A 23,551-nucleotide genomic window follows, 5' to 3' on the forward strand; every position below is an offset into this window, starting at 1 on the left:
ATACTCACGAACGTTCCCGGCTTCACATGTTCAGTCTTTAAGTATGCCTGCGAGTTTCGGCGGCCTACGGCCCCCGATTCGACTCGGGTTACTCGCTCGGAACCTCGGTCTCGTAGGTGTCGTCGTCGACCCGAATCTCGAGCGCTTCGTTGTCGTCGTGGTCGAGGACCGTGCCGAAAAGCAGGAACGTGATACCGAAGAGGAGACCGATCGCCCAACTGCCGAGGCCGCGTGAGTCGTCGTCGCCGTCACCGCCACCCGTCAGTCCCGAGCCGATGAGGCCGATGGCCGCGACGCCCGCGATGACGGTTCCGAGGTAGTAGAACGCCGCGAGCGGGTGGAAGTCCCGGAGCATGTACTTGTTTTTCAGCCGCCAGAAGTAGTTCCGGAGCAGCATGCCCGAGACGCGGGGGACGTACTCGCTGTAGTTGATATGGCTCTTCCAGTCGTCGTCGTACAGGTACTCCGCGGAGCAGGCGATGTCCGCGACGCGGAGGTTCTCGGCGTTGAGTTTGACGAGCAGGTCGTTGCAGTAGCCGTAGTACTCGTACATGTTCTCGATGTCGGCCTGCCGAAGCGCCTCGTGGGAAATCGCGGTGTAGCCGTTCTGCGGGTCCATCGTCTTCCAGTAGCCGCTGGCGAACTTCGTCAGGTACGAGAGGATGGAGTTGCCGACGAGTCGATACCCCGGCATGGCGTCGAGGTCCGACTGCTCCATGAACCGGTTGCCCTTCGCGTAGTCGGCGTCGCCCTCCGCGATGGGGTCGAGGTACTTCGCCAGCTCGTTGGGGTTCATCTGCCCGTCGCCGCCGAGGACGGCCGTGATGTCGACTTCGTCTTCCAGCGCGTGGAGGTAGCCCGTCTTGAGCGCGCCGCCGACCCCGCGGTTCTCCTCGTGTTGAATCGGGACGACCACGTCGTCGTACGCCGTCGCTTCGGGGGTGTGATCCTCGTTGAACGCGTCGGCGTGCGTCACGATTTCGTCCCACGTCCCGTCTGTCGACCCGTCGTCGACGACGTAGGCTAGGTCGACGAACGAGGGGAGGGTGTCGATGACTTCCCCGACGTAGCCCGCTTCGTTGTAGGCCGGCACGACGACGGCGATTGAGTTGTCTTTGTACATTGTAGTCGGAGTCCTACCGAACTGTGGACGTTTCGGTGTCGTTATTATGGGCATCGTAGTTGCTCACAACCCGCCGACAGGTACGGGAGCGAACCCGCGGAGACGCGGTCACAGACGCTTATCATCCGCATAATAACCCGCACCGATTATCGAACAACAGGCGATGCACGAGGACCGAAGGGGCGACGACGCTCGACCGATATACTTGGAGATAACGCTCGAGGACCCGAGGCTGATTCTCTCGTCGTTCGTCACGGGACACCGGGGGCCGGTCGAACTCGAATTCCAACCGACCGAGGGCTTCGGCTGGGACTGCGCGTTCGTCGTCGTCGAACGGGGGCCCGTCGATTCGGTCGCGGCGTCGCTCGTCGTCGACCCGACCGTGATAGAGGCGGACTTCCTCGGTTCCGTCGGCTCCGACCACCGGTTTCGCGTCCTCTTCGGGAGCGGCGTTCGCCTGATTCCCCCGTCCTCGACGGAGATGGGCGTTCGGGTCATCTCCGTTCGACACGAGGACGGCAGGTGGTCCATCCAGATGCACCTCCCCGCTCACTCGACGCTGCACCGCGTCCAAGAACACTACCACGACAATGACATCTCCTTCCGGGTAAAGCGCCTCCACGTCGCCCGCGACACCGACGTGGGCTCCGAGACGGCGCTCCTCCCGGGACAGCGCGAGGCGCTTCTCGTCGCCCACGAACACGGCTATTTCGAGGTTCCGCGGCGGTCCTCGCAGGGCGAACTCGCAGCCATCCTCGGCATCTCCAAGTCGGGGGTCTCACAGCGGATTCGTCGGGCCATCTCGCGACTCATCGAGGCGACGCTGTCGCCGTGACTCCGTCCGGGCGAGCGGTGAGAAGGTAGCCGCGCCCGCCGCGACGCAGAGTCGACTCGGGACCGACCGTCGCGGCTCAGAACCAGTTTCCGTCGTACGCGACGTCGACGTCCCCGTACTCCCAGACGCCGTTGTGAATCACCGACTCGATGACTTCGACGCCGCTCGACCCGTCGATGACCTTCATCCCTTCGTAGTCGTCGTGCGATTCGGAGGTGATGCCGCGGAACGTCGTCCCGTCGGCGTCGTTGACCAGCGGGATGTGGCCCGTGTCGTAGTCACCCCAGATGAACGTGCTACCGTCGCCGAGTACCTTGACCGCGCGCCGATAGTCGCCGCCGGTCTGCTCGACGTCGAAGCGGTCGAGCGTGCAGTTCCCCCGTTCGAGCCGGACCGCGTGCCGACCGCTCGACCCGTCGCCGGAGCCGCCGACGCTCGACTTGAGAACGTAGACCGGGTCCGCGTCGGCGCTGCTCGGTCCCCCCACGACGAGCGCCTGGCCGCTGGTGTTGAACTCGATGTCGGTGTTGATGATATCGATTCTCCCGGCCCTCGGCGAGACGGTGACCGCTTTCGTCGGCACGTCTCCGTTGACGATGACGCTCGAGTTCTGAATCCGCGCCCACTCGACGTCGTTCTGGACGCTGATGGCGCGCCCGTTCGGCTCGTCGATTCGAACGACGGTGTCGTCTATCCAGTTGTACGCGCCGCCGTCGAGTCGGATGCCCCGCTGGTTCGTGTCGTCGGTGCGGCGGTCGTCCACGATGACGGTCGCGCCGTGAATCGAGCTGTAATCGCCCGAGAGCCGGATGTTGGCGATGTTGCTGTTCTTGAACACGCCCCCGTCGACGACGACGCGACCGCCCTCGGTCGAACAGTAGAGGCCGTTGTCGGGCCAGGCGCCGACCTCGCAGTCGCGCACCCAGAGCTTACCGTCGTGGTACGGCGACACGATGATGCCCGTGGGCCCCACGTCGATGTCGCCCGGCGTGTTGTCCGAGAACTCGCCGCCGTCGGGAATCCTGATATTCTGGACGGTGCCGATACCCGACGCGTCGGTGACGTCGAACGCGAACGGGCCGTACTTCCCGCTGTCGTGCTGGCCGACGACGGAGAGGTCCCGCGCGAGGAGGTCGTCTCTGACCTGCGCTTGGACGACGCGAAGCCCCGTGTCGTCGGCGGTGAAGTCGAACTCGAAGCCCTCGACGACGAGGTCCTCTCCCGGTTGCTCGAACGTCCCCAACTTGAACAGCCACCTGCCGTCGTAGTCGGCGGCCGGGACGATAGTCGCGTTATCCCCCCGCAGTTCGAACCCCCGAAAATCGACGTGACGGAACGCGTCGTCCATGAGATACTCGCCGTCCGGGAAATACAGAACCGTGCCGTCGTCGCACTGAATGTCGTCTAAGACCGGGTTGATGGACTCCCCGCCGGTCGGGTCGGCCCCCTCGTCGACGACGTTGTACCAGTCGTCGTCGCCGTCGGCTGATGCCGTCCCGGCGAACGAAACGGCAGCGGCCGCCCCACCGATGCCCTTCAGTACCTGTCTCCGAGAGACTGTCCTCCTGCGCTCTTCTGCGCGTTGATTCCGCATCGAGAGAACGTCTCTGCCTCTGTGTAATGAGTATTTTTAGCGTTTATCGTATTATTCAAACAGAATGTCCATTTCCGGCGTTGATTAGGGATGCAACTGTCTCTCAGGGTTGCTTTTGTCAAATTATATTCTCGTCACCCGTTACAAGACGGGCCGCGAATCAGCGGCGCAGGTCGGCGGCGCGGCGGGCCCACCGAAGCCCCGGCGTTCCGTCGAGCACCCACAGCAGGACGACCGCCCCGAAGACGGCCGCGTAACCGACGACGAGCCCCGTGTTCTCGGGGCGCAGCAGCTGATAGAGGAACGTCTGAAAGTACTCCGCGAACCGCTGGACGAAGCCGAGGTCGTTCGAGTACGGCTCCCGCGGCGCGAGCGGCCAGAGCACCCGCCCGACGTTCGGCCCGTTCGCCCGGAGCGCGAGCACGTCGCCGACGAGGTGCGACCCGTACCCGGCGACCGCGGCGACCGCGAGCTTCGCCCTGTTCCGCGTCCAGAGCGCCCCCGCGAGGAGTCCGACGAGCGGTGCGCCGACGAGGAGCGAGTGCGCCGGGCCGTACCCCGTCGCGACCACGCCGAGCGTCCACGAGAGCGGCTTGTCCACGAGGTCGGGAACCTGCGTCATCAGCGCGAGGGTGACGCCGGCCGCGTCACCGATAGGCGGGCCCCACGCGGCGCGGTTCGCGAGGGAGTACAGCACGTAGCCGAAGACGAGATGCTCCCACGGCCACATCAGGCCGCGGCCCCCCTAATCGAATCCGGCCGACCGAGTTGCGCGGCGTCGCCGCCGCCGTCGCCGACCGAAACGACCAGTTGGACGGTCCGATACGAGTTCTCGCGGTTCGCATCCTCGGGAGCGTCACCTTTGTAGACGTGATAGACGAGTCGGAGCGACTCGCCGGACATCGTCGGTCGAACGTCCTGTTGGACGTAGGCGGTCTCGTTGTCCCCGACCGACGCTCGCGTTCGGTCGAGTTCGCGTTCTTCGACCACTCGCGTCCCGTTCGGCGTCCTGTCGAGCCGCTGCAGCTCCGTGACGACCGTGTACGTCGTCGACTCGTGTTCGTGGTTCTCCAGCGCCAGCGTCACCGGGACCGGCTCCCCCCGACTGAGCTGCTGGGGGTAGCCGCTGGCCTCGTAGTCCGACCCGTTTTGGGTCACGAGGTACGCTTCGGTGAAGTCCGACTCGGGAGCCTGCGTCTCGACCATCGCGAACCCGACGCTGCTGAGGAACGCGACGACGCTCACGACCACGAGGAGGTTGACGGCGAGCGAGACGGGCGAACTCCGCGATTCGGAGGACAGCGGGGACGTGACCGCTCCGGCGGTCGACGCCACGCTCCCGAGGACGGTACTGAGCGGCGGGGCTCCGGCCCGCGCGTCCGGGGGCAGCAGCATGCGCCGGGCGACGGCGACCGCGGTGAACAATATCGTCACGCCGAACACGCCGAGCGCGACGATGCTCGCGTCGAACCCCTGTCCGACGAGGTTGGTGACGAGCGCGACCCCGGCGACGAGCGCGAGGCTCAACGCCGCCGAGAGGACCAGTCGAACGGAGTAGAGCAGTCCGGCGGTGTGACGCGTCGGTCGCGTCAGCGCCGACTCGTCGCTCATGGTGTCGGACTCGACGTCCGACCGCCGTTCCGGGAACACCGCGGCGAGGAGCGCGTATCCCGGGTACAGGACGATGAGCGGCACGACGAACAGGCTCCGGACGACGGACCCGGAGAGACCGAGCATGACCACCGCGAGCGCGGCGATAGACCCCGCGACGACGAGGAGTACGTCGAGTGTCCAGCGACGGGTAGACGACTTCATCACTCGCGCCTTGACAGTCCGTGTTGAAAAATGGCTGCGACCGTTCACGCTCGAAATCGGGCGAAAGAGCGTCTTAGCGGTCTGATAAGGGGGAATGGTTGACTGCGTCGACGGCGGCGCTCCGGGGGTAACGCTCCGAAAAATCGAGGAATTCCGACGCCGGTTGGTGAGCGTTCGCACGGCCGGAACGACTCGTTTCCCGCCGTCTCGGGGCGTCTGCGGGCTTATCGTCCCGATAATAATGGCCGCTTCGCGTGACCTCCGTTTCGAATCGCGGGCCACGACGGTCCGCGGCGTGACCAACACATGCGCACCAAAACCAAACTCCTCGCGGCGCTCGTCGCACTGTTCGTGCTCGCAACCACCCTCCGGTCGGACGGCGACGGGTCGCCTTCCGGCGATGACGAGACGACCGCCGATTCGGCTCAGACATGAACCTGTACGTCACGGGTTCCAACTGCGAGATAGACGACGACGTCACCCTCGGGTACCCGGCCGGCGACGACTCACAGCAGACGATCGTCGGCGACGACGCCCGAATCCGCTCGGGAACCATCGTCTACAGCGACGTGACCATCGGCGACGGCTTTGTCACCGGTCACGACGCGCTCGTCCGCGAAGACACCCGAATCGGTGACAACGTCGTCGTCGGGACCAACACCGTCATCGACGGCACCACGACCATCGGGTCGAACGTGAGCCTCCAGACCCGCGTCTACGTTCCGACCCACACGCACATCGGCGACGACGTGTTCGTCGGGCCGGGCGCGGTGCTCACGAACGACCCGTATCCGGTCCGGCAGGACGTCGAGATGACCGGCCCCACGCTCGAAGACGGCGTCTCGGTCGGCGGGAACGCGACCATCCTCCCCGACGTGACCGTCGGCGAGAACGCGTTCGTCGCCGCCGGCGCGACCGTCACCGAGGACGTTCCGCCGGAGACGCTCGCGGTCGGAACGCCCGCCGAACACCGCCCACTCCCGGCGAAGCTCCAGGGAGCGAACACCATATGAGCACGCAATCTTCAGTCACGACCATCTACGGCTCCGAACGCTCCGAAGACGAACAGATAGCCGCGCTCACGTCCGGCGACGTGCCGGTCGGCGTCTACGGCCTCGGCAAGATGGGGCTGCCGCTCGCTTCCGTCTACGCCGAGACCACCGGCAACGTCACCGGCGCGGACATCGACACCGACGTCGTCCGCGAGATAAACGCCGGACGAAACCACATCGTCGGCGAACCCGGACTCGACGAACTCGTCGAGGAACTCGTCGAAGACGGCGCGCTCGTCGCCAACACGGAACCGCGCGAGGTCGCCGACGAGGCGAGTATCCACGTGGTCATCGTTCCGACGCTCGTCGACGAGGCGGGCCGGCCGGACCTCTCGGTCATCGAGGCGGTCGCCAGAGACATCGGGAAGGGCCTCGACGAGGGCGACCTCGTCGTCTTCGAATCGACGCTCCCGCCGCGCTCCTGTCGCGACGCGCTCCTCCCGCTTCTCGAATCCGAGAGCGGTCTCTCGCTCGGCGAGTTCGGCCTCGCGTTCTGCCCCGAGCGGACCTCTTCCGGGCGCGCGCTGAAGGACATCCGCGGGGCGTACCCGAAAGTCGTCGGCGGCGCCGACGACGAGAGCGCCCGCGCCGCGTCGCTCGTCTACGACCAGATATCCTCGAACGAGGTCATCACCGTCTCGGACACGACGACCGCGGAGGCGGTCAAGGTGTTCGAGGGCGTCTACCGCGACGTAAACATCGCGCTCGCGAACGAACTCGCGACCCACGCCGACGAGTTCGAAATCGACGTGACCGAGGCCATCGACGTGGCTAACACCCAACCGTTCTGCGAGATTCACACGCCCGGCGCGGGCGTCGGCGGCCATTGTATCCCGTACTACCCGCAGTTCCTCATCACGCAGTTTGAGACGGGGTCGCCGCTCATGGAGACCGCTCGCGCCGTCAACGACGAGATGCCGCACGTCACCGCGCAGACGGCGCTCGACCGACTGGCGGCGCAGGACGTCGCCCCCGAGGACGCGACCGTTCTCGTCCTCGGTCTCACCTACCGCGCGGGCGTCGAGGAGATTCGCAAGACGCCGGCGCTCCCGGTCGTCGAACACCTCGACGAAGCGGGCGCGGACGTGGTCGCCACCGACCCCATCCTCGACGACACCGCCGTCTTCGAGGACGCCGGCGCGACGGTCATGCGCGGCGTGACGGGCGACGACCTGTCCCCGGACGCCGTCGTCCTCGTGACGGCCCACGAGTCGTTCGACCACCTCGACGTTCCCGCCTTCGCCGACGACGACCGCCCGGTCGTCTTCGTCGACGGCCGGCAAGCCGCGACGGAGTACCGCGACCACGAACGAGTCGACTACGAGGGAATCGGTCTCCATGACTGACACTGTCTGCGTCGTCGGCCTCGGCTACGTCGGCCTGCCGCTGGCCATCGAGTTCGACCGCGCCGGGAAGTCGGTCATCGGCTACGACGTCGACCCCGACAAGGTGTCGACGCTCTCGGCGGGGACGGACCCCACCGGAGACGTGACCGACGAGGGCGTCGCGGCCTCCGACGTGCTGTTCACGACGGACGCGACGCACATCTCGGACGCGGACTTCGTCATCGTGACGGTCCCGACCCCGGTCGACAGCATGGAGAATCCCGACCTCCAGTTCGTCGAGTCCGCGGCCGAGACCATCGGCCAGCACGTCTCGCCGGGGACGACCGTCGTCCTCGAGTCCACCGTTTACCCCGGCGCGACCGAGTCCGTGCTCGTGCCCGCGCTCGAATCCGAGTCCGGATTCGTCGTGGGTGAGGACGTGTTCGTCGGCTACTCGCCGGAGCGCGCGTCGCCCGGCGACACCGGGCGGAGCGTCAAGGACGTGGTCAAAGTGGTCGGTGCCAACTCCGAGGCGGTCCGCGAGCGCCTCGCCGACCTCTACGGGAGCATCGTCGACGCCGGCATCCACCGCGCGCCCGACATCGAGACGGCGGAGGCGTCGAAGGTCATCGAGAACGTCCAGCGCGACATGAACATCGCGCTCGTCAACGAACTGGCCGTCGCGTGCGACCACATGGGTCTGACGACCAAGGACGTACTGGAGGCCGCGGGGACGAAGTGGAACTTCCACGACGGCTACTCCCCCGGCTTCGTCGGCGGCCACTGCATCCCCGTCGACCCGTTCTACCTCACCTACCGCTCCAAGCGAGAGGGCTTCTCGCCGAAGCTCGTGTTACAGGCGCGCGAAATCAACGAGTACGTCCCGGTTCACGCCGCCCGCAAGGCGGTCAAGACCATCAACGAGTCGGGGCGCGTCCTCCAAGACACGCGGCTGCTCGTCCTCGGACTCGCCTACAAGCCGGGGGTCGGCGACATCCGGAGTTCGGACGTGAGCACGATGATAGAGAAACTCGACGAGTTCCACGTCGACTGCGTCGGCTACGACCCCCACGCCGACCCCGACGAGTCGCGGGAGGTCTTCGACATCGACGTGGTCGAGTCGGTCGACTTCGAGGCGTACGACGGCGTCGTCGTGGCGACCGGCCACGAGGAGTTCGCCGACTACGACCTCGACCAGATGGCCGCCGCGCTCGGGTCCGACCCGGTCATGATAGACGTGGCCGACGTGTTCGACGCCGACGAGGCCGACGAGCGCGGCTTCCACTACGCGCAGCTCTGAGACACCGCCGATGGACATCCTCATCACGATTCAGCACCCCGCGCACGTTCACTTCTTCAAACACGCCATCGACGAGTTCGAGGCCCTCGGCCACGAGGTCCACGTTCGCGCCCTCGACAAGGACGTCGCCTTAGACCTCCTCGACGAGTACGAAATCGACTACGAGGTCGTCGGCTCCCGCGGCGATTCGCTGGCCGGCGTCGCACTCTCGACGCTCGGTATCGAGTACCGACTCTTCCGCGCCGCGCGGGATATCGACCCGGACGTCGTCGCCTCCATTGGCGGGTTCGAGGCCGCCCACGTCGCGAAACTCGTCGGGGCCGCGTGCGTCGTCTTCACCGACACGGAGCACGCGACGCTCTCGAACGCGCTGACGTTCCCCTTCGCCGACGAGGTCGCCACCCCGAAGTGCTACCGCGACGACGCCGGGGGGAATCACTTCCGATACCCGAGTTACCACGAACTCGCGTACCTCCACCCCGACCGGTTCGACCCCGACCCGTCGGCGCTCGACGGCCTGCCGGTCGACGCCGACGACACGTACGCAGTCGTCCGGTTGGTCGGTTGGGGCGCGGCGCACGACATCGGCGACGAGGGTCTCGACGGCCTCACCGACCTCGTCGGTCGCCTCGAAGACGCGGGCGCGACGGTACTCATCTCTGCAGAGGACGACGCGCTCCCGCCCGAAATCGAAGGGTACGGCATCAGTATCGACCCGCACCTCATCCACCACGTGCTCGCGTACGCCGACCTCTTCGTCGGCGAGAGCGGGACGATGGCCTCCGAGAGCGCCGTGCTCGGGACGCCGACCGTCTACGTCCACAGCGCGAACCCCGGGCTCATGCGCGACCTCGCCTCGTTCGACCTGCTGTTCGGATACCACGGTGAGCACCGGAACGAACGCGCCACGGACCGGGCGGTCGACATCCTGCGGTCGACCGACGCCGACTGGAAGGCGCGTCGGCAGCGGCTCCTCGAAGAGAACGTGGACGCGACGGACGTCATCGTCGAACGGGTTCTCGCGGCTGCCGAGTAGCGGCCGTCGACTAGCCTCTCGAACGCGCGTTTCGCCGCTCGTTCTCGGACCGTGAATGACGCCCCGAAACAGCCGATTTTCGACGGTTCACGTCTTTTATCTGCTATATAATAAGGGGCTGTTGGTGTCTGTCTCGTCTCGATGACACTGCTGGATACAGTCCGACCGTCGAGCCGGGACGGCGATGTGACCGTGCTGGTGACCGGTGCCGGTACCTTCGGCGCTTCGGGTATCATCAAGGCGATTCGCCGGGCCGACGCGTTCGACGCCCACATCGTCGGCGTCGATACGGACCCGGACGCCTACGGCTTCAGCCTCGTCGACACGGCGGAGACGGTCCCCGCCGGCGACGCCGACGCGTTCGTCTCCGAGCTGCTTTCGGTCGCGCGCCGCGAGAACGCCGACGTGATTTTCCCCCTCAACGCGGCGGAAGTCGAGGCCCTCTCCGAGGCGAAGCGCGCCTTCGAGCGCGAGGGTATCGAAGTGATGGCCACCTCGTCCCAGTCGCTCTCGATTGCCAGAGATAAAGGGCGGCTGTACGACGAACTCGTCAAGCAGGCCCACCCGATGGCACCCGAGTTCTACCGCGTCTCCTCGTTCGACGAGTTTCTCGACGCGGTCCACGCGCTCGGATATCCCGACCGCCGCGTCTGCTTCAAGCCCCCCGTCAGCAACGACAGGCGCTGCTTTCGCGTCCTCGACCCGGATATGGACCGGTTCAACGCGCTGTTGAACCAGAAACCGAACAGCACCGTCACGACGCTCGACGACGTGCTCCCCGTCCTCCGGGAGACGGCCCAGTTCCCCGAACTCATCGTGATGGAGTACCTCCCCGGAGAGGAGTGCACCGTGGACGCCCTCGTCCGCGACGACGAGATGCCGGTTCTCGTCTCACGGTCGCACGCTGCGACCTGCGACGACACCTCGTTCGTTGGCACCGTCGAAAAGAACCCGGAGCTCCTCCGGGACACGCACGAGCTCTGCTCGCTCTTCGGGTTGGAGTACAACGCCACGTTCCGGTTCAAATACACCGCCGACGGGACGCCGAAACTCGTCGACGTCCACCCGCGAATCTCTCGGTCGGTCACCGCTTCGGTCGGTGCGGGAGCCAACATCCCCGCGCTCAGCGTGCAGTACGCGATGGACCGTGAGCTTCCCGAACTCGACATCGAGTGGGGAACCCACGTGACCCGCGACTGGCAGGACGTGTTTTACGGCCCCGATACGGACCCGACCACAATCTGACGGACCCCCTTCGAACCACAACTCTCAGCTCATACATGACGATCCTCTCATCGATATCCGACCGATTGCGACGAGCCGAACTCGACGTCCTCGCGGCGGGCCTCGGGGTCGTGCTCGCGCTCGCGTTGTTCCCGCTGCGGTTCCTCTCGTCGCAGATTTTCATCGTGACGCTCCCGATACTCCTCGGCGTCGGCAGTCTCCTCTATCTCGCGGCCGCCCGCGGGAGGGGGACCACGGACGGTCTCCCGACGCTCGCGCCGTCGCTCGTGCGACTCATCTCGGCCGGCGTCTTCTTCGGCCTCGCCGTCATGGTCGTTCTCGCGGCCGTTCAGGGCGAACGAAGCATCCTGTTCATGGACGTCGGCGGCGTCGTCGGCGCGCTCCTCCTCGGGCAGATACTGCTCGCCCCCGACGACGAACTGCGGCCGAGCGTCTTCCTCGCGGAGATTCTCGTGTACTCGTTCGTCGTCCGATTCGCCGCGCTCTACACCGCGCCGGGTTACATCGGAATCGACATCTGGTCGCACACGACGTTCGTCCAGATGATTCTCCAGGCGGACTCGCTATCCGCCATCAACGACATCAAGTACTACGCGTCGCCGCTGTTCCACCTTCTCACGGCGGCGTCGACGCACCTCCTCGACCTGTCGCTTCGGAACGCGCTGTACCTCTCGCTCGGCGTTGCGATGCCGCTCGTCCCGATTTTAGTCTACGGGACGGCGCGACTGCTCGTCCCGCTCCGGTGGGCGCTCGCCGCCGGCGCGCTGTACGCGATGGGCGACCAGGTCGTCCGCTGGGGCATCCACCTCATCCCGACGAGCCTCGGACTGCTGTTTTTCCTCGCGTGTCTGTACTGCCTCGTGCGGATAACCCACGCCAGCGAGCGGTGGCGCGACTTCGGCCTGCTCGTCCTGTTCAGCACCGCGGTCATCCTCACCCACCAGGTGTCGTCGTTCATCATGTTGGTGCTCCTCTTCGCGGGGTTCGTCGCGCAGGTGTTGCTCCGGTTCGACTTCTTCACCGAGGACCCGGACCCGCTTTCGTTCTCGGGCGGCGGCTCCACTCCGGTGAACCTCGCGGGACTCGTCGGGTTCAACCTCGGACTCATCGTTTTCACGTGGTCGCTGACGCCGTATCAGGGCGACACCTTCCTCGAAACGGTCATCAACTACCTCGTGTTGAACCTGTTCAACGCCGGGTTCCTCCAGGGCGTGGGCGGTAGCGGCGGGTCTGCCGGCGCGTCCGGTGCGGCCGGTTCGGCCGGTCAGACGTTCCTCTCGCAGCTCTCGACGTACGTCACCGAAGCCGGGTTCCTCATGCTCGTCTTCGCGGGTCTCCTCGGGTGTCTCACGGTGCTCAACCGATCGCGGGCGACGCAGACGACGTACACGTTCGTCGGCGCTATCGTGGCGATGCTGTTCGTCGTGCTCGGACTGCCGCTCGTCGGTATCGAGAGCTTCGTCCCCGGTCGCTGGTTCGCGTACCTCTACGCCCTCCTCGCCATCATCGGCGTCCTCGGGTTCCGTCACCTCGCGAACCGAACCTCGCTCAAGGTGGTCGGCGTCATCCTGCTCCTGTTCGTCCTCGTCTACCCGAACGTGATGATCATGTCGAACGACGGCGCGATGGACAGCCCCGCGTTCCCGGACCAGCACGAACGGCTCTCGTACACCGAACAGGAACTCGCCGCCATCGACACGTACGAGTCGGCCCGCTCGTCGCAGCGGGGCGGCGAACTCTACACCGACCTGCCGTACGGGACGGTCTGGGAGCGGACGAACGCGTATCCGGCCGAACCGTTACCGGCCGAAGAGGGCAGGCCGGTCCCGCAGGGGATAACGGCCTATCGGGAGTACCAATCGCAGAGCGCCTCGTACTTCCCGAACGAACAGGACGTGGCCACGAACCTCGACCCGTCGAAGACCGAGGTCTGCCCGCCGACGACCAACTACGTCTACGCGAACGGTGAGGTAACCATCTGTTCGCTCCCCGGCGCTAACTGATTTTTCGGCTCGCAGTCGTTCTTTTTTGTCGTGGTGCTCTCGTCGGGTGTTCTCGTTGTGACGCGGGTGGTGAAGCGGTACGTCTCGGGCTTTCGTGAAGAGCTGTTTTAGAGGCCTTGAAAAGGCTGCATAGGTCAGTTGAACTCCTTCAGTGGATGTTCTTGTCCTGTGTCGTCACGCGATTCGAGAGCACACAAAGCATACGGCGGAACGAGTAACATACCTATCAGAATGCGACGATTGTCCCCCCAGACGCTCGTGGTCGTGTGCCTCGTCGTCTTTGCCGGGTGTGCAACGACTGGGCAGACAACGACTACTGCATCACCAACAGCTACGACACAGGCAGCGACAGCGACAACCACGGCAACCACGACAGCTCCGGCTACCACACAACCGACAACTGTCCCGCGAGCCGAACGCGTGCCATTCGTCCTTGAGAACGAAGCTCATTCGAGCAAGAGCGTCCACCTCGTAATCAGCAACGAGTCGACCGTAGTCTACAACGACACGGTCGCTCTCGATGCGGGGGCAAAGCGCCACGTGGCTACGCTGACCGGTCAGGAGAACACCTACGACGTCACGGCCGCGATGAACGGGAATTCCTTCGAGAGACACGTTACTCTCAACGCCGGACTCCTCCAGAGCGGAATCACAATCAACGAATCCGAGGAGTTCGAATACAGTTACGTAATCAACTGATTCTCGCGGAAATCACTGGTGGTGGGCGTGCATCTCCGTCAACGAGCTATCTGCATCTCACAGCGACCGGTCGTCTCTGATGCAGTCACACGAAAAATCAGACCGCGGCAGCGCCGCGAAGACCTAGAACGCGTCGTCGTCCGACTCGGTCGTCTCGTTGCTTCCGAACGTCGTCGAACTGTTGTTCGCCGTTCCAGTCTCGTTTCCGCCGGACGACGACCCGAAGGCGGTGTCGTTTTCGGTCGAATTCCCGCCGAACGTGGAGTTGCTCTCGGTCGTCGTTCCGCCGAACGTCGACCCGCCGTTTGCGACCCGTTCGAGTTGTTCCCTCGTCGCTTCGGGGTCGACCGTCGGTGCCGTCACCTCGTCGTTGGAGGCGATTCGGGGGACGGTCGTGATGTCGAGTTCGGCCGCGCTGTCGGCGGACAGTTGAACGCTCTGGGCGTACGCGCGCGACCGAACCGCCCGCCGAATCTGGTCGATGCCGTCCGCGTCCGCTTCCTCGGCGAATCGGACGAGGTTCTCGGTCGTCGCCCAGTCGCGACGCTCCTGCGGCTGGTTCGCGAAGACGTAGGAGAAGTACGTCCAGAACGACTCGGGGTCGATGTTCCAGACCGCGAGCCCGGCTTCGCTCGCCCGGGGCGCGTCCGGCCCGAGATACGGCTCGCCGTCCATGTACGCCACGTTCCGGAACTCGATGGAGAGGTCTCCGGTCGCGACGAAGTCCTCGACCAACCCGCCGAACTGCCGTCGCACGAACTCCTGGGTGTACGGGCACTTCCAGCTTCCGTAAACGGTCACCGTCGTGTCGGCCGTGCCGATGGTCGGATACCGAGCGTCGGTCTGCAGCGCCTGGAGGGAACCCGTCTGGAGTTCGAACGACGGGTCGGAGACCGTCTTCGGACGCATCTCGACGGACGCGTTCGCGTCGGTCTCGTTGCCCGCGGCCGTCCGCGTCTCGGGCTGCGCGGTCGTCGTCTGCTGTTCCGGCTGCCCCGTCGGCGTGTCCGCTCCGCCGGTGTTCGCCTGCTTGGCGAAGCTCGCACAGCCGCTCAGCGATGCGATGGCCGCGACGCCGGATAGTTTGAGAATACTCCGTCTGTCTGTCTCTCGGTCAACCATACTCCACACCTGGGCGTGAGCGGCATTATTATCGGCCGTGTAAGGCGTTCCAGCGCGCGCTTTGCGGCCTGTTCGGTGCCTAATTCGCCGTTCGCCCCGTCGATGCCACGTTTCCGAAAAACCGCACGACGGCGACGCGTTTGTATCGGTTGTGGAGTCGGAACCGTCGCTTAGCGCGTCTATAGTAATGGCCGCTTCCCCGTATCGTGGTTTCACGGACAGCTCACCCGCTGACCCCACAAACCATGACACATCAGAAACAACTCCTGGGGGAGTCGAACATCTCCGCCCCGTCCGCTCTGAACCGCCCGCAGCCAACGACGACCGGTGCCGTGCGCGTCTCTCGACCCTCGGAGGGACGCTAACATGTGCGGCATCATCGCTCACGTCGGTGAGAAGCGGGCTCTCAGCCCGCTCGTGACCGGACTCGAGAAACTGGAGTATCGCGGCTACGACTCCGCCGGTATCGCGGTGAAAAACGGCTCGGGACTCGACGTATGGAAGTGCTCGGGTCAGGTTTCCGACCTCAAAGACACCATCGACGGGGTCGAATCGAGCGCGACACTCGGTATCGGACACACCCGCTGGAGCACCCACGGGCCGCCGACCGACGAGAACGCGCACCCGCATACGAACCAGACGAATCAGGTCGCCGCGGTCCACAACGGCATCATCGAGAACTACACGACGCTCAAAGAGTCCCTCGAAGCGGAGGGGTACGAGTTCACGAGCGACACCGACACCGAGGTCATTCCGAACCTCGTCAGCCACTACCTCGACCGCGGAAACGAGCCGCTGGCGGCGTTCCAACACGCGGTCGACGCGCTCGAAGGGAGCTACGCCATCGCGGTCGTCGTCGACGGCAACGACTCCATCTACGCCGCCAGACAGGGGTCACCGCTCGTCCTCGGCGTCGACGAGAACAGCTACTACCTCGCCAGCGACGTGCCCGCCTTCCTCGACCACACGCGAAACGTCGTCTACCTCGAAGACGGCGACACCGTCGAGGTCCGCGCCGACGGCGTCGACATCACCGACGAGAACGACGAGACGGTGCGGCGCGACGTCGAGACGGTCGACTGGAACCCCGACGAGACCGGAAAGGGGCAGTTCGACCACTTCATGCTCAAGGAGATTCACACGCAACCGACTTCGCTCCAGAAGACGCTCGAAGGGCGTCTCGACCAGGAGGCTGGCGACATCGACCTCGACATCGAGACCGACCTCTCGGACATCGACTCCGTCCAACTCGTCGGGTGTGGCACTTCGTACCACGCAGCGCTGTTCGGGGCGAGCCTCCTGAACCGCTGTGACGTTCCGGCGCGCGCGATTCGCGCGAGCGAGTACGACCTGACGACGGGGTCGCTGACGGACAACACGCTGTTCATCGCGGTCACCCAGAGCGGAGAGACAGCGGACACGCTCAGCGCACTTCGGCAGGTCAACGACGAGGGCGTCGAGACGCTCGCGGTGACGAACGTCGTGCAGTCGACCGCCGCCCGCGAGGCCGACGAACCGATTTACATCCGCGCCGGCCCCGAAATCGGCGTGGCCGCCACGAAGACGTTCTCGTCGCAGGCGGCGGTGCTCACACTCCTCAGCCAGTACCTCTCCGACATCGTCGAATCCGGCGTCCCCGCCGACAACCTCGACCGACTCGTCTCCGATATGGCCGAACTCCCCGACGCCGTCGAACGGGTGCTCCAGACGAGCGACGCCAAGCGACTCGCCCGCGAGTACCTCGACATGAACGCGTACTTCTTCATCGGCCGCGGACTCGGCTGTTCGGTGGCCAAGGAGGGCGCGCTCAAGTTCAAGGAGATCACCTACGAGCACGCGGAAGGGTTCGCCTCCGGCGAGCTCAAGCACGGCCCGCTGGCGCTCGTCACCGACCGGACCCCCGTCTTCGCGGTCTGTACCGACGGCAGCGACAAGACGGTGACCAACGCCGAGGAGGCGAAGACCCGCGGCGCACCCATCGTCGCCCTCGGGCCGTCGGACCACCAGATAATGGACTCCGCGGACGAACACCTCTACGTCCCCGACAGACACCCCGTCTGTGCGAATCTCCTCGCGAACGTCCAGCTGCAGCTCCTGTCGTACTACTGCGCGACCGAGTTGGACCGCGAGATAGACAAGCCGCGAAACCTCGCCAAGAGTGTCACGGTCGAATAACCTCACGGAGACCAGTCACCCACAATGAACAAAGAACTGTTTGGCGTCCTCGACGACGGCGGAGTCTTCGACGACCTCGCGTCTCGTTCGAGCTTCGACTGGGTCGCCGACGGCGAGCGCGCGACCGTCGCTATCCGCGACCCCGCGCTCGGGTTCCCGGGGCGCTCGTCGACGTATCGAGACGAGCGAGGGAGCTGTATCGTCTGGGGCGAGGCGTTCTCCCCCGACGGCGTTTCGACCCCGACCGCGGAGTACGCCTTCGAGCGGTACGCCGCGGTCGGAGCCGACGCGTTCGGTGAGCTCAACGGGTCGTTTCTCGTGTTCGTCGAACTCGACGGCGACGCGGTAGTCGCCTCGGACCCCGCCCGCACGTGGCAGTGTTTCTACACCGACACGCCCGACGGGCGGGTGTTCGGCACGAACCCACAGCGCGTCCTCTCGGCGGCAACCGGGCTGGAAGTCGACACCCGCGGCCTCCTCGAGTACATCCACATGGGGGTCGTCGTCGACGAGCGGACGGTCTACAGCCGACTCAGCTGTATCCCGTTCGATGGCTACTTCACCGCCGACGAGTCGGGGACGCTCTCCCGCTTCGTCTACGACCCCGCCGACCCCGACGAGTTCGACTACGTCGACGAGCTCGCGGCGCGCCTCGAACGGGCGATAGCCCGCCGGGCGAATTTCCCCGGGAAACAGGGCGTGCTCCTGAGCGGCGGCTACGACTCGCGGGCAATCATCGCCCAGCACCCCGGCATCGACGTCTGCTACACGCTCGGCACGCCCGACCATCCCGAGGTCGAAGTCGCCCGGAACATCGCGAATCAGTACGGTGCCGACCACGAGACGCTCGTCCCCGACGACGACTACATCAACGTCGAGGAGGACGTCATCGAGTACTCGCTCGGCACGCGCGAGTCGGTCCACGTCCACCACGCGGGCTGTGACGAACAGATGGACGCCGACACCGTCTTTCACGGACTGCTCTTCGATACGTTCCTCCGCGGACATTTCCTCCCCCAGAACGTCGTCGAAGTGTTCGGTAATCGGTTCCCGTTGCAGGGTCTGGACCCTGACCCGGACCCTGCCGAGGTGCTGTCGTCGAAGTTCGGCTACCACCCGGCGTGCGACCACGTCTTCCCCGAGTGTTACGACGAGTTCGACACGAGCATGGAGTTCATCGACGACGTCGTCGACGAGCAACTCGACAAGTGGTCGGACCGATACGACAACGTCTACGACAGTATCGAACTCATCGGAATCCAAAACCAGCCGTCGGTCCCGTTCCACTTCGAGCTATCGGACAACTACATCGAGTCGTTCGTCGCCGCCGACGCCGAACTCATCGACTGGCACCTGAAGACCCCGCCGGAAAAGCGCAACACGAACACGATGATGGCGGCGATGCGGAAACTCAACCCGGATATCTTCCGCCACCGGCCGCCGGACAGACCGCACGACTCGTTCAGGAAGAACCAAATCGAGAAGTTCGTCCGCCGGAAAGTCCCCGGCATCGAGCCGTTCAGTTCGCCGTGGCCCGACATGGAGGCGCAGTACGACCGGAACGAACTCGACCGCAAACTGTTCCCCGGCTACCCGAGCATCCACGAGCTTCCGGTCAGGGTCAAGCTCCGAATCAACGACATCACCACGTGGATGAACGCCGCAGACGACGACAGCGTCCTCACCCCCAACGACGTGCTGTGTCCGCCGGTGCGGATGCTCACCGACTCCTGAACTCCGCAGCTCTTCTTCCCGTCTGTCTCGACGACGCACTCGCCGGGTCCTCGGTCGCCCCATCCAGACATCGACACCTGCGGGTGTCGGTGTCGGTGTCGGCATCGACAGCGCTTGACGAACGGGAGTGAAGGAGGGGAAAAAGAGCGACCCGTCGCGTTATCGGTCGGTCGCCACGGTCTCGCCGGGCATGGTACGAGCGCCTTCGGAGAGCTTCACCCCGGCGTTGAGCGCCGTGTTGATGCCGGTCTTCGCGTCGTCGCCGACGACCGCGCCGAACTTTCGGCGGCCGGTCGAGACGCGGTCGCCTTTGACCGTCACGGAGACGGCCTCGCCGTCGTGGCGGAGGTTGGCGACGTTCGTCCCCGCACCGAGGTTGACGCGGCGGCCGACGACGCTATCGCCGACGTACGAGAGGTGGCCGACGCTCGTCTCCGCGAGGAGGACGCTGTTTTTGATTTCGACGGCGTGGCCGACGTGGACGCCGGGTCCGACGAACGTGCACCCGCGAACGTACGCGTTCGGTCCGACCGTCGCGCCCGCCGAGATGTAGGCGGGCCCCTCGACGACGGAGCCGTCTTTGACGGTCGCTCCTTCCTCGACGACCACGTCGCCTTGGACCGTGGCGTCGTCGCTCACGTCGCCGTCGACGCGGCGGTCGAACGTTCCGAGCTTCCACTCGTTGGCTTCGAGGAGTTCCCACGGGCGTCCAACGTCCATCCAGCGGTCGAGCGTCACCGGAGAGACGTTGAACCGGTCGATGACCCGGTCGAGAACGTCGGTGAGTTCGCGCTCGCCGCGCTCGCTCAGCGGCACGTCGAGCATGTCGCGGGCCTCTGCGGGAAACACGTACGCGCCGGCGTTGACGAGGTCGTTCTGCGGCGCGTCGGGTTTCTCGACGATTTCCGCCACCGCACCGTCGCTGACGTTCAACACGCCGTAGTTGGAGGGGTTCGGGACGCGGACCGACGCGATGCTCGGTGCCGCGTCGAACAGGGCGTCGATTCCGGCGGGGTCGTAGAGGTTGTCGCCGTAGAGGACGGCGAACGCGCCGTCGATGTGCTCCTTGGCGGCGCGAACCGCGTCTGCGGTCCCCTGCTGTTCGTCCTGTTCGACGTACGAGACCGGGACGCCGCGGTAGGACGAGCCGAAGTGCTCGCGCACCGTCTCTTGGCCGTAACCGACGACCATGACGAGTTCGTCGGCACCGGCTTCGACCGCCGCCGCGGCGGTGTGGCCGACGATTGGCCGCCCGGCCACGGTCAGCATCGGTTTCGGAACCTCGTTCGACAGCGGGCGCATTCGCGTGCCGCGTCCGGCCGCCAGTAGAATCGCTTGCATACCCCGCCGTAGTCGAACGACGGGCGTTATTATACGCGAGATAAGTGTTCGTTGTCGGCGGTTTTCGGTGAGTTCGCGGCGTTAGGTGCGTCGTAGTGGTTCAGCCGTGGTAGACGCCGTGTTGCCAGAGCAGGTCGCGAGCGACGGCGACTGCCCACGTCACGGCGTCTTCGAGGGTCGTCCCCTTGCGGGTCGTCTCGACGATATAGCCGGGGAGGTGCAGGTCGCCGTACACCTTGTGGATGAAGAGCGGACGAGAGCCGTCGAGGGAGTTCCCGCAGTCGAAGTCGTAGTACGACGGGTACTCCGAGGGGTCGATGTACTGCTCGTTGACGTAGTCGCACGCGCTTGCAGCGTTCATCGGGGTCGCGCGAGTCGGGAAGACCGCCTGGCCGACTTTTCCGTCGTGCTTGTAGATGCCGCTGGAGCTGTGAAGGTCGACGACGACGTCGGGGTCGTGCGAGACGAGTTCGTCCCAGAGCGCCCGCGCGAGTCGAGAGGTGGGTTCCGCCCCGGTGGGGAACTGTCGGTTCAGGTCGCCGTCTTCGGTGTACCGCGCCCCGATACTGATTGCGGGCGCGTTCGCGTAGGGGACGACGACGAGCTTGCCGCCGGTCGGGCGGAGATGCCTGAGTTGGTCCGCCGCGCGGTAGCCCTGCGGCTCCTCGCCGTGGACGCCGCCGACGACGAACGCCGTCGAGCCGGGCTTTCCGGAGTCGATGACGTAGACGGGCGTCTCGTAGTTCGTTCCCGGAAGGAGCGAGTGGGTGCGTACCGACCCCGCGTTGACCCGGTTGAGACGGGTCCGAACCCAGCCGAGGATGTCGCCGTAGTTGCCGTCCTTGTGGTCTCGAAGCAGGCGAACTCGCGGCACGCCCGAGATGCCGTAGCGGACGGCCTCGTCGGTCGCCGAGCGGACGAGGCTGTCGTAGCGGTCCTCGTAGGCGCGGTTGGCGATTTTGGTGATGTTGCGGACGCCCGCGAGGTCCATGTAGGACTCCAACCGAGCGTGGGTGTACGTCTTGGTCGTGAAGTTCCAGTACATGAACTCGAAGAACCGCCAGAAGTTCTCCGGTTCGACGTCCCAGACGCCGTGAGCGGCGCGGGCGGCGCGGGCTTCGCCCTCGTCGTCGCCGACGAGGTAGGTGTCGATGGCGTCGGGCTTGTACGAGAGGAATCGGACTTCGAGGTTGAGGTCGCCCGTCAGGACGTACTCGCGGACGATGTCTTCGAGGTTGTGCTGAACGAAGTACTGCGAGGAGCCCGACAGGAAGTTCACGTAGACGACGAGCGTCGGGTTCGAACCGTCGGTGCCCATCGTCGGGTAGAGTCGGTCACTGAGGTACGGTGCGGTCCCGACGACGCCCGGCGAAAACCCCGCGGCGGCGTTCCGAGTTCCGACAGTTCCGAGCAGCGCGAGTCCGCCGGCGGCGGTGAGGAAGGTGCGACGAGTAAATTCCGAGTTCATTTGTATCCGATTTACTGAACGTCATAAAACGGAGAAACACCGTGCCTTCACATATCCAGTCTTTTTATATCTGTGCGTACAGTTAACGCACTAAACCCCGACTATTTGTGGGTGTGTCACACTCTCTGGCAGTCCAATTTAGATATTCGCCGATTCCACGCGGGGGCGAGTTCCTTTCCGGCCGTGTCGGTGGTGAACCTCGCGGAACGCTCGAATCTCCGCTGCTTCACGAGGGTTGTCCTCGATTCAGGTTCGGACGGGGCCGGTGCGAGACTCGACGAGCGCCAGCGCCTCGTCGAACAGTCGGTCGGTCGCCGCTTCCGTCCGACCCTCGGCGGTGACCCGCACGAGCGGTTGCGTTCCGCTCGCCCGGACGAGGAACCACCCGTCGTCGGTCTCGACGCGGAGTCCGTCGCGGTCGTCGATGTCGTCGTACTCCTCGCGCACCGTCGCTTCGACGCGTTCGAGGACGCCCGCTTTGTCGCTCGTCTCGACGCTTTCGCGGCGAAGCGGGTAGGCGTCGATATCGTCCACGAGGTCGGCTAACGGGCCGCGCCGCGAGACGAACTCGACGAGTTTGCACGCCGCGAGCGGGCCGTCGGGACAGGGCGTCTCGTCGGGCCAAATCCACGCCCCGGAGGGCTCGCCGCCGAAGACGACGCCCGGCTCGGCGCACCTCTCGGCGACGAACACGTCGCCCACGCGCGTCCGGACCACGTCCGCGCCGACGGTCGCGACCGCGTCGTCGACGGCGAGGCTCGTGTTCACGGGAACGGCGATTCGGTCGCCCTCGGACGCGGCCTCGCGCCCGAACAGGGCGAGGAGCGCGTCGCCGTCGACGAAGTTCCCGTCGCCGTCGACGGCCATCATCCGGTCTGCGTCCCCGTCGTGGGCGATGCCGAGGTCCGCGTCGGTCGCGGCGACGTGAGCTTGGAGCCCTCGAAGCGTCTCGTCGGTCGGTTCGCTCGGGCGGGCGGGGAACCGACCGTCGCGCTGGCCGTTGAGTGTCGACACCGTACAGCCGAGGTCCGAGAGCGCGTCCGCCGTGAGCCGCCCCGTTCCGTTGCCGATGTCGACGACGACCGAACAGGGGTCTTCGAAGTCGACGCTCGATTTGAGCGCGTCGCGGTGGCGGCTTTCGATGCTTCGGTGTCGCTCGGTTCCGACGCCGTCCCACGCGGCGAGTTCGTAGTCCTCGTCTTCGATACGGCGCTCGATGGCGGCGCGCTGGGCCGAATCGAACGCCCGGCCGGACGCGGTCCAGAGCTTCACGCCGTTGTCGGTCGGCGGGTTGTGCGAGGCGGTGATGACGGCACCGGCGTCGGCGTCGAACCACTCGACGGCGCGGGCGATAGACGGCGTCGGCCGGGTCCCGAGTCGGAGTACGTCGATTCCGCACTCCAGAAGCCCGGCGACGAGTGCGTGTTCGAGCATCGTTCCGCTTTCGCGCGCGTCGCGACCGACGACGACGCGCCCGGAGACCTCGCTACCGAGCGCCCTTCCGATACAGAGCGCTACTTCCGCCGTCACGTCTTCGCCGACGGCACCGCGAACGCCGCTCGTTCCAAACATACTCCGCACGTGGGCGGCGGGGTTCCTTACTATGGGATGAGTAAGGAACCGCTGGGTCGGGGCGTTCGCTCCCGAGAGGGCGCAGTTGCCGGGCCGGCCATCGCCCGGCGTC

At 65.6% G+C, this 23,551-nt stretch carries 19 protein-coding genes; 11 read left to right on the forward strand and 8 right to left on the reverse strand.

Annotated features, from left to right (window positions below; translation table 11 throughout):
• Nucleotides 1-88: 88 nt before the first annotated feature.
• Entirely contained in the window at nucleotides 89-1,123 is a 1,035-nt protein-coding gene (locus BN984_RS17925) for a glycosyltransferase family 2 protein (RefSeq protein ID WP_049968921.1), read from the reverse strand.
• A 163-nt stretch (nucleotides 1,124-1,286) separates the two neighbouring features.
• Between BN984_RS17925 and BN984_RS17930 the strand changes: the two genes are divergently transcribed.
• Nucleotides 1,287-1,958 carry a helix-turn-helix domain-containing protein gene (locus BN984_RS17930; RefSeq protein WP_008094272.1) on the forward strand — a complete coding sequence of 224 codons (672 nt, stop codon included), beginning with the start codon at nucleotides 1,287-1,289 and terminating at the stop codon, nucleotides 1,956-1,958.
• Nucleotides 1,959-2,034: 76 nt separating this feature from the next.
• On the opposite strand, the gene BN984_RS17935 is transcribed toward BN984_RS17930, so the two are convergent.
• From BN984_RS17935 to BN984_RS17945, 3 genes are all read right to left on the reverse strand, one after another.
• Nucleotides 2,035-3,552, reverse strand: coding sequence for a twin-arginine translocation signal domain-containing protein (locus BN984_RS17935; protein WP_049968922.1), 1,518 nt, complete (start codon nucleotides 3,550-3,552; stop codon nucleotides 2,035-2,037).
• Between the two features lie 160 nt (nucleotides 3,553-3,712).
• Nucleotides 3,713-4,282, reverse strand: coding sequence for a metal-dependent hydrolase (locus tag BN984_RS17940; RefSeq protein WP_008094276.1), 570 nt, complete (start codon nucleotides 4,280-4,282; stop codon nucleotides 3,713-3,715).
• A complete protein-coding gene (locus BN984_RS17945) occupies nucleotides 4,282-5,367 on the reverse strand; it encodes a DUF1616 domain-containing protein (RefSeq protein ID WP_008094277.1) in 1,086 nt (361 codons plus the stop codon). Before BN984_RS17945 ends, BN984_RS17940 begins: the two co-directional genes overlap by 1 nt.
• 306 nt (nucleotides 5,368-5,673) lie before the next feature.
• Between BN984_RS17945 and BN984_RS20095 the strand changes: the two genes are divergently transcribed.
• From BN984_RS20095 to BN984_RS17980, 8 genes are all read left to right on the forward strand, one after another.
• On the forward strand, nucleotides 5,674-5,802 hold the full coding sequence (locus BN984_RS20095; RefSeq protein WP_255409935.1) for a hypothetical protein: 129 nt from the start codon (nucleotides 5,674-5,676) through the stop codon (nucleotides 5,800-5,802).
• A complete protein-coding gene (locus tag BN984_RS17950; RefSeq protein ID WP_008094279.1) occupies nucleotides 5,799-6,380 on the forward strand; it encodes an acyltransferase in 582 nt (193 codons plus the stop codon). The genes BN984_RS20095 and BN984_RS17950 overlap by 4 nt, the downstream gene beginning before the upstream one ends.
• Nucleotides 6,377-7,765, forward strand: a complete 1,389-nt coding sequence (locus BN984_RS17955) for a nucleotide sugar dehydrogenase (protein WP_008094280.1) — start codon at nucleotides 6,377-6,379, stop codon at nucleotides 7,763-7,765. Before BN984_RS17950 ends, BN984_RS17955 begins: the two co-directional genes overlap by 4 nt.
• Nucleotides 7,758-9,044, forward strand: coding sequence for a nucleotide sugar dehydrogenase (locus tag BN984_RS17960; protein WP_008094281.1), 1,287 nt, complete (start codon nucleotides 7,758-7,760; stop codon nucleotides 9,042-9,044). Before BN984_RS17955 ends, BN984_RS17960 begins: the two co-directional genes overlap by 8 nt.
• A gap of 10 nt (nucleotides 9,045-9,054) precedes the next feature.
• Complete coding sequence (locus tag BN984_RS17965; RefSeq protein WP_049968923.1) at nucleotides 9,055-10,080, forward strand: DUF354 domain-containing protein; 1,026 nt, start codon at nucleotides 9,055-9,057, stop codon at nucleotides 10,078-10,080.
• A 186-nt stretch (nucleotides 10,081-10,266) separates the two neighbouring features.
• Nucleotides 10,267-11,325: an ATP-grasp domain-containing protein gene (locus BN984_RS17970; RefSeq protein ID WP_008094283.1), complete on the forward strand. Its 1,059-nt coding sequence runs from the start codon at nucleotides 10,267-10,269 to the stop codon at nucleotides 11,323-11,325.
• Nucleotides 11,326-11,360: 35 nt separating this feature from the next.
• The gene (locus BN984_RS17975; protein ID WP_049968924.1) at nucleotides 11,361-13,328 is read left to right on the forward strand and encodes a glycosyltransferase family protein; all 1,968 of its coding nucleotides are present in this window, start codon (nucleotides 11,361-11,363) and stop codon (nucleotides 13,326-13,328) included.
• A gap of 420 nt (nucleotides 13,329-13,748) precedes the next feature.
• Nucleotides 13,749-14,027: a hypothetical protein gene (locus BN984_RS17980; protein ID WP_008094285.1), complete on the forward strand. Its 279-nt coding sequence runs from the start codon at nucleotides 13,749-13,751 to the stop codon at nucleotides 14,025-14,027.
• 123 nt (nucleotides 14,028-14,150) lie between these two features.
• Here BN984_RS17980 and BN984_RS17985 read toward each other — a convergent pair whose 3' ends face one another.
• On the reverse strand, nucleotides 14,151-15,149 hold the full coding sequence (locus BN984_RS17985; protein WP_049968925.1) for a DsbA family protein: 999 nt from the start codon (nucleotides 15,147-15,149) through the stop codon (nucleotides 14,151-14,153).
• A gap of 366 nt (nucleotides 15,150-15,515) precedes the next feature.
• Here BN984_RS17985 and glmS point away from each other — a divergent pair, with 366 nt between their 5' ends.
• Both glmS and BN984_RS17995 read left to right on the forward strand, forming a co-directional pair.
• Nucleotides 15,516-17,324, forward strand: coding sequence for a glutamine--fructose-6-phosphate transaminase (isomerizing) (gene glmS, locus BN984_RS17990; protein ID WP_049968926.1), 1,809 nt, complete (start codon nucleotides 15,516-15,518; stop codon nucleotides 17,322-17,324).
• A gap of 24 nt (nucleotides 17,325-17,348) precedes the next feature.
• On the forward strand, nucleotides 17,349-19,058 hold the full coding sequence (locus BN984_RS17995; protein ID WP_049968927.1) for an asparagine synthase-related protein: 1,710 nt from the start codon (nucleotides 17,349-17,351) through the stop codon (nucleotides 19,056-19,058).
• A gap of 159 nt (nucleotides 19,059-19,217) precedes the next feature.
• Here BN984_RS17995 and glmU read toward each other — a convergent pair whose 3' ends face one another.
• The 3 genes from glmU to glmM form a co-directional block, all read right to left on the reverse strand.
• The gene (gene glmU / locus BN984_RS18000) at nucleotides 19,218-20,399 is read right to left on the reverse strand and encodes a bifunctional sugar-1-phosphate nucleotidylyltransferase/acetyltransferase (RefSeq protein ID WP_049968928.1); all 1,182 of its coding nucleotides are present in this window, start codon (nucleotides 20,397-20,399) and stop codon (nucleotides 19,218-19,220) included.
• 100 nt (nucleotides 20,400-20,499) lie between these two features.
• Nucleotides 20,500-21,867: a M14 family metallopeptidase gene (locus BN984_RS18005; protein WP_049968929.1), complete on the reverse strand. Its 1,368-nt coding sequence runs from the start codon at nucleotides 21,865-21,867 to the stop codon at nucleotides 20,500-20,502.
• A 246-nt stretch (nucleotides 21,868-22,113) separates the two neighbouring features.
• Nucleotides 22,114-23,439: a phosphoglucosamine mutase gene (gene glmM, locus BN984_RS18010; protein WP_049968991.1), complete on the reverse strand. Its 1,326-nt coding sequence runs from the start codon at nucleotides 23,437-23,439 to the stop codon at nucleotides 22,114-22,116.
• Nucleotides 23,440-23,551: the final 112 nt, after the last annotated feature.

It is taken from the genome of Haloferax prahovense (genome assembly GCF_000723845.1).
GTDB classification, from domain to species: domain Archaea; phylum Halobacteriota; class Halobacteria; order Halobacteriales; family Haloferacaceae; genus Haloferax; species Haloferax prahovense.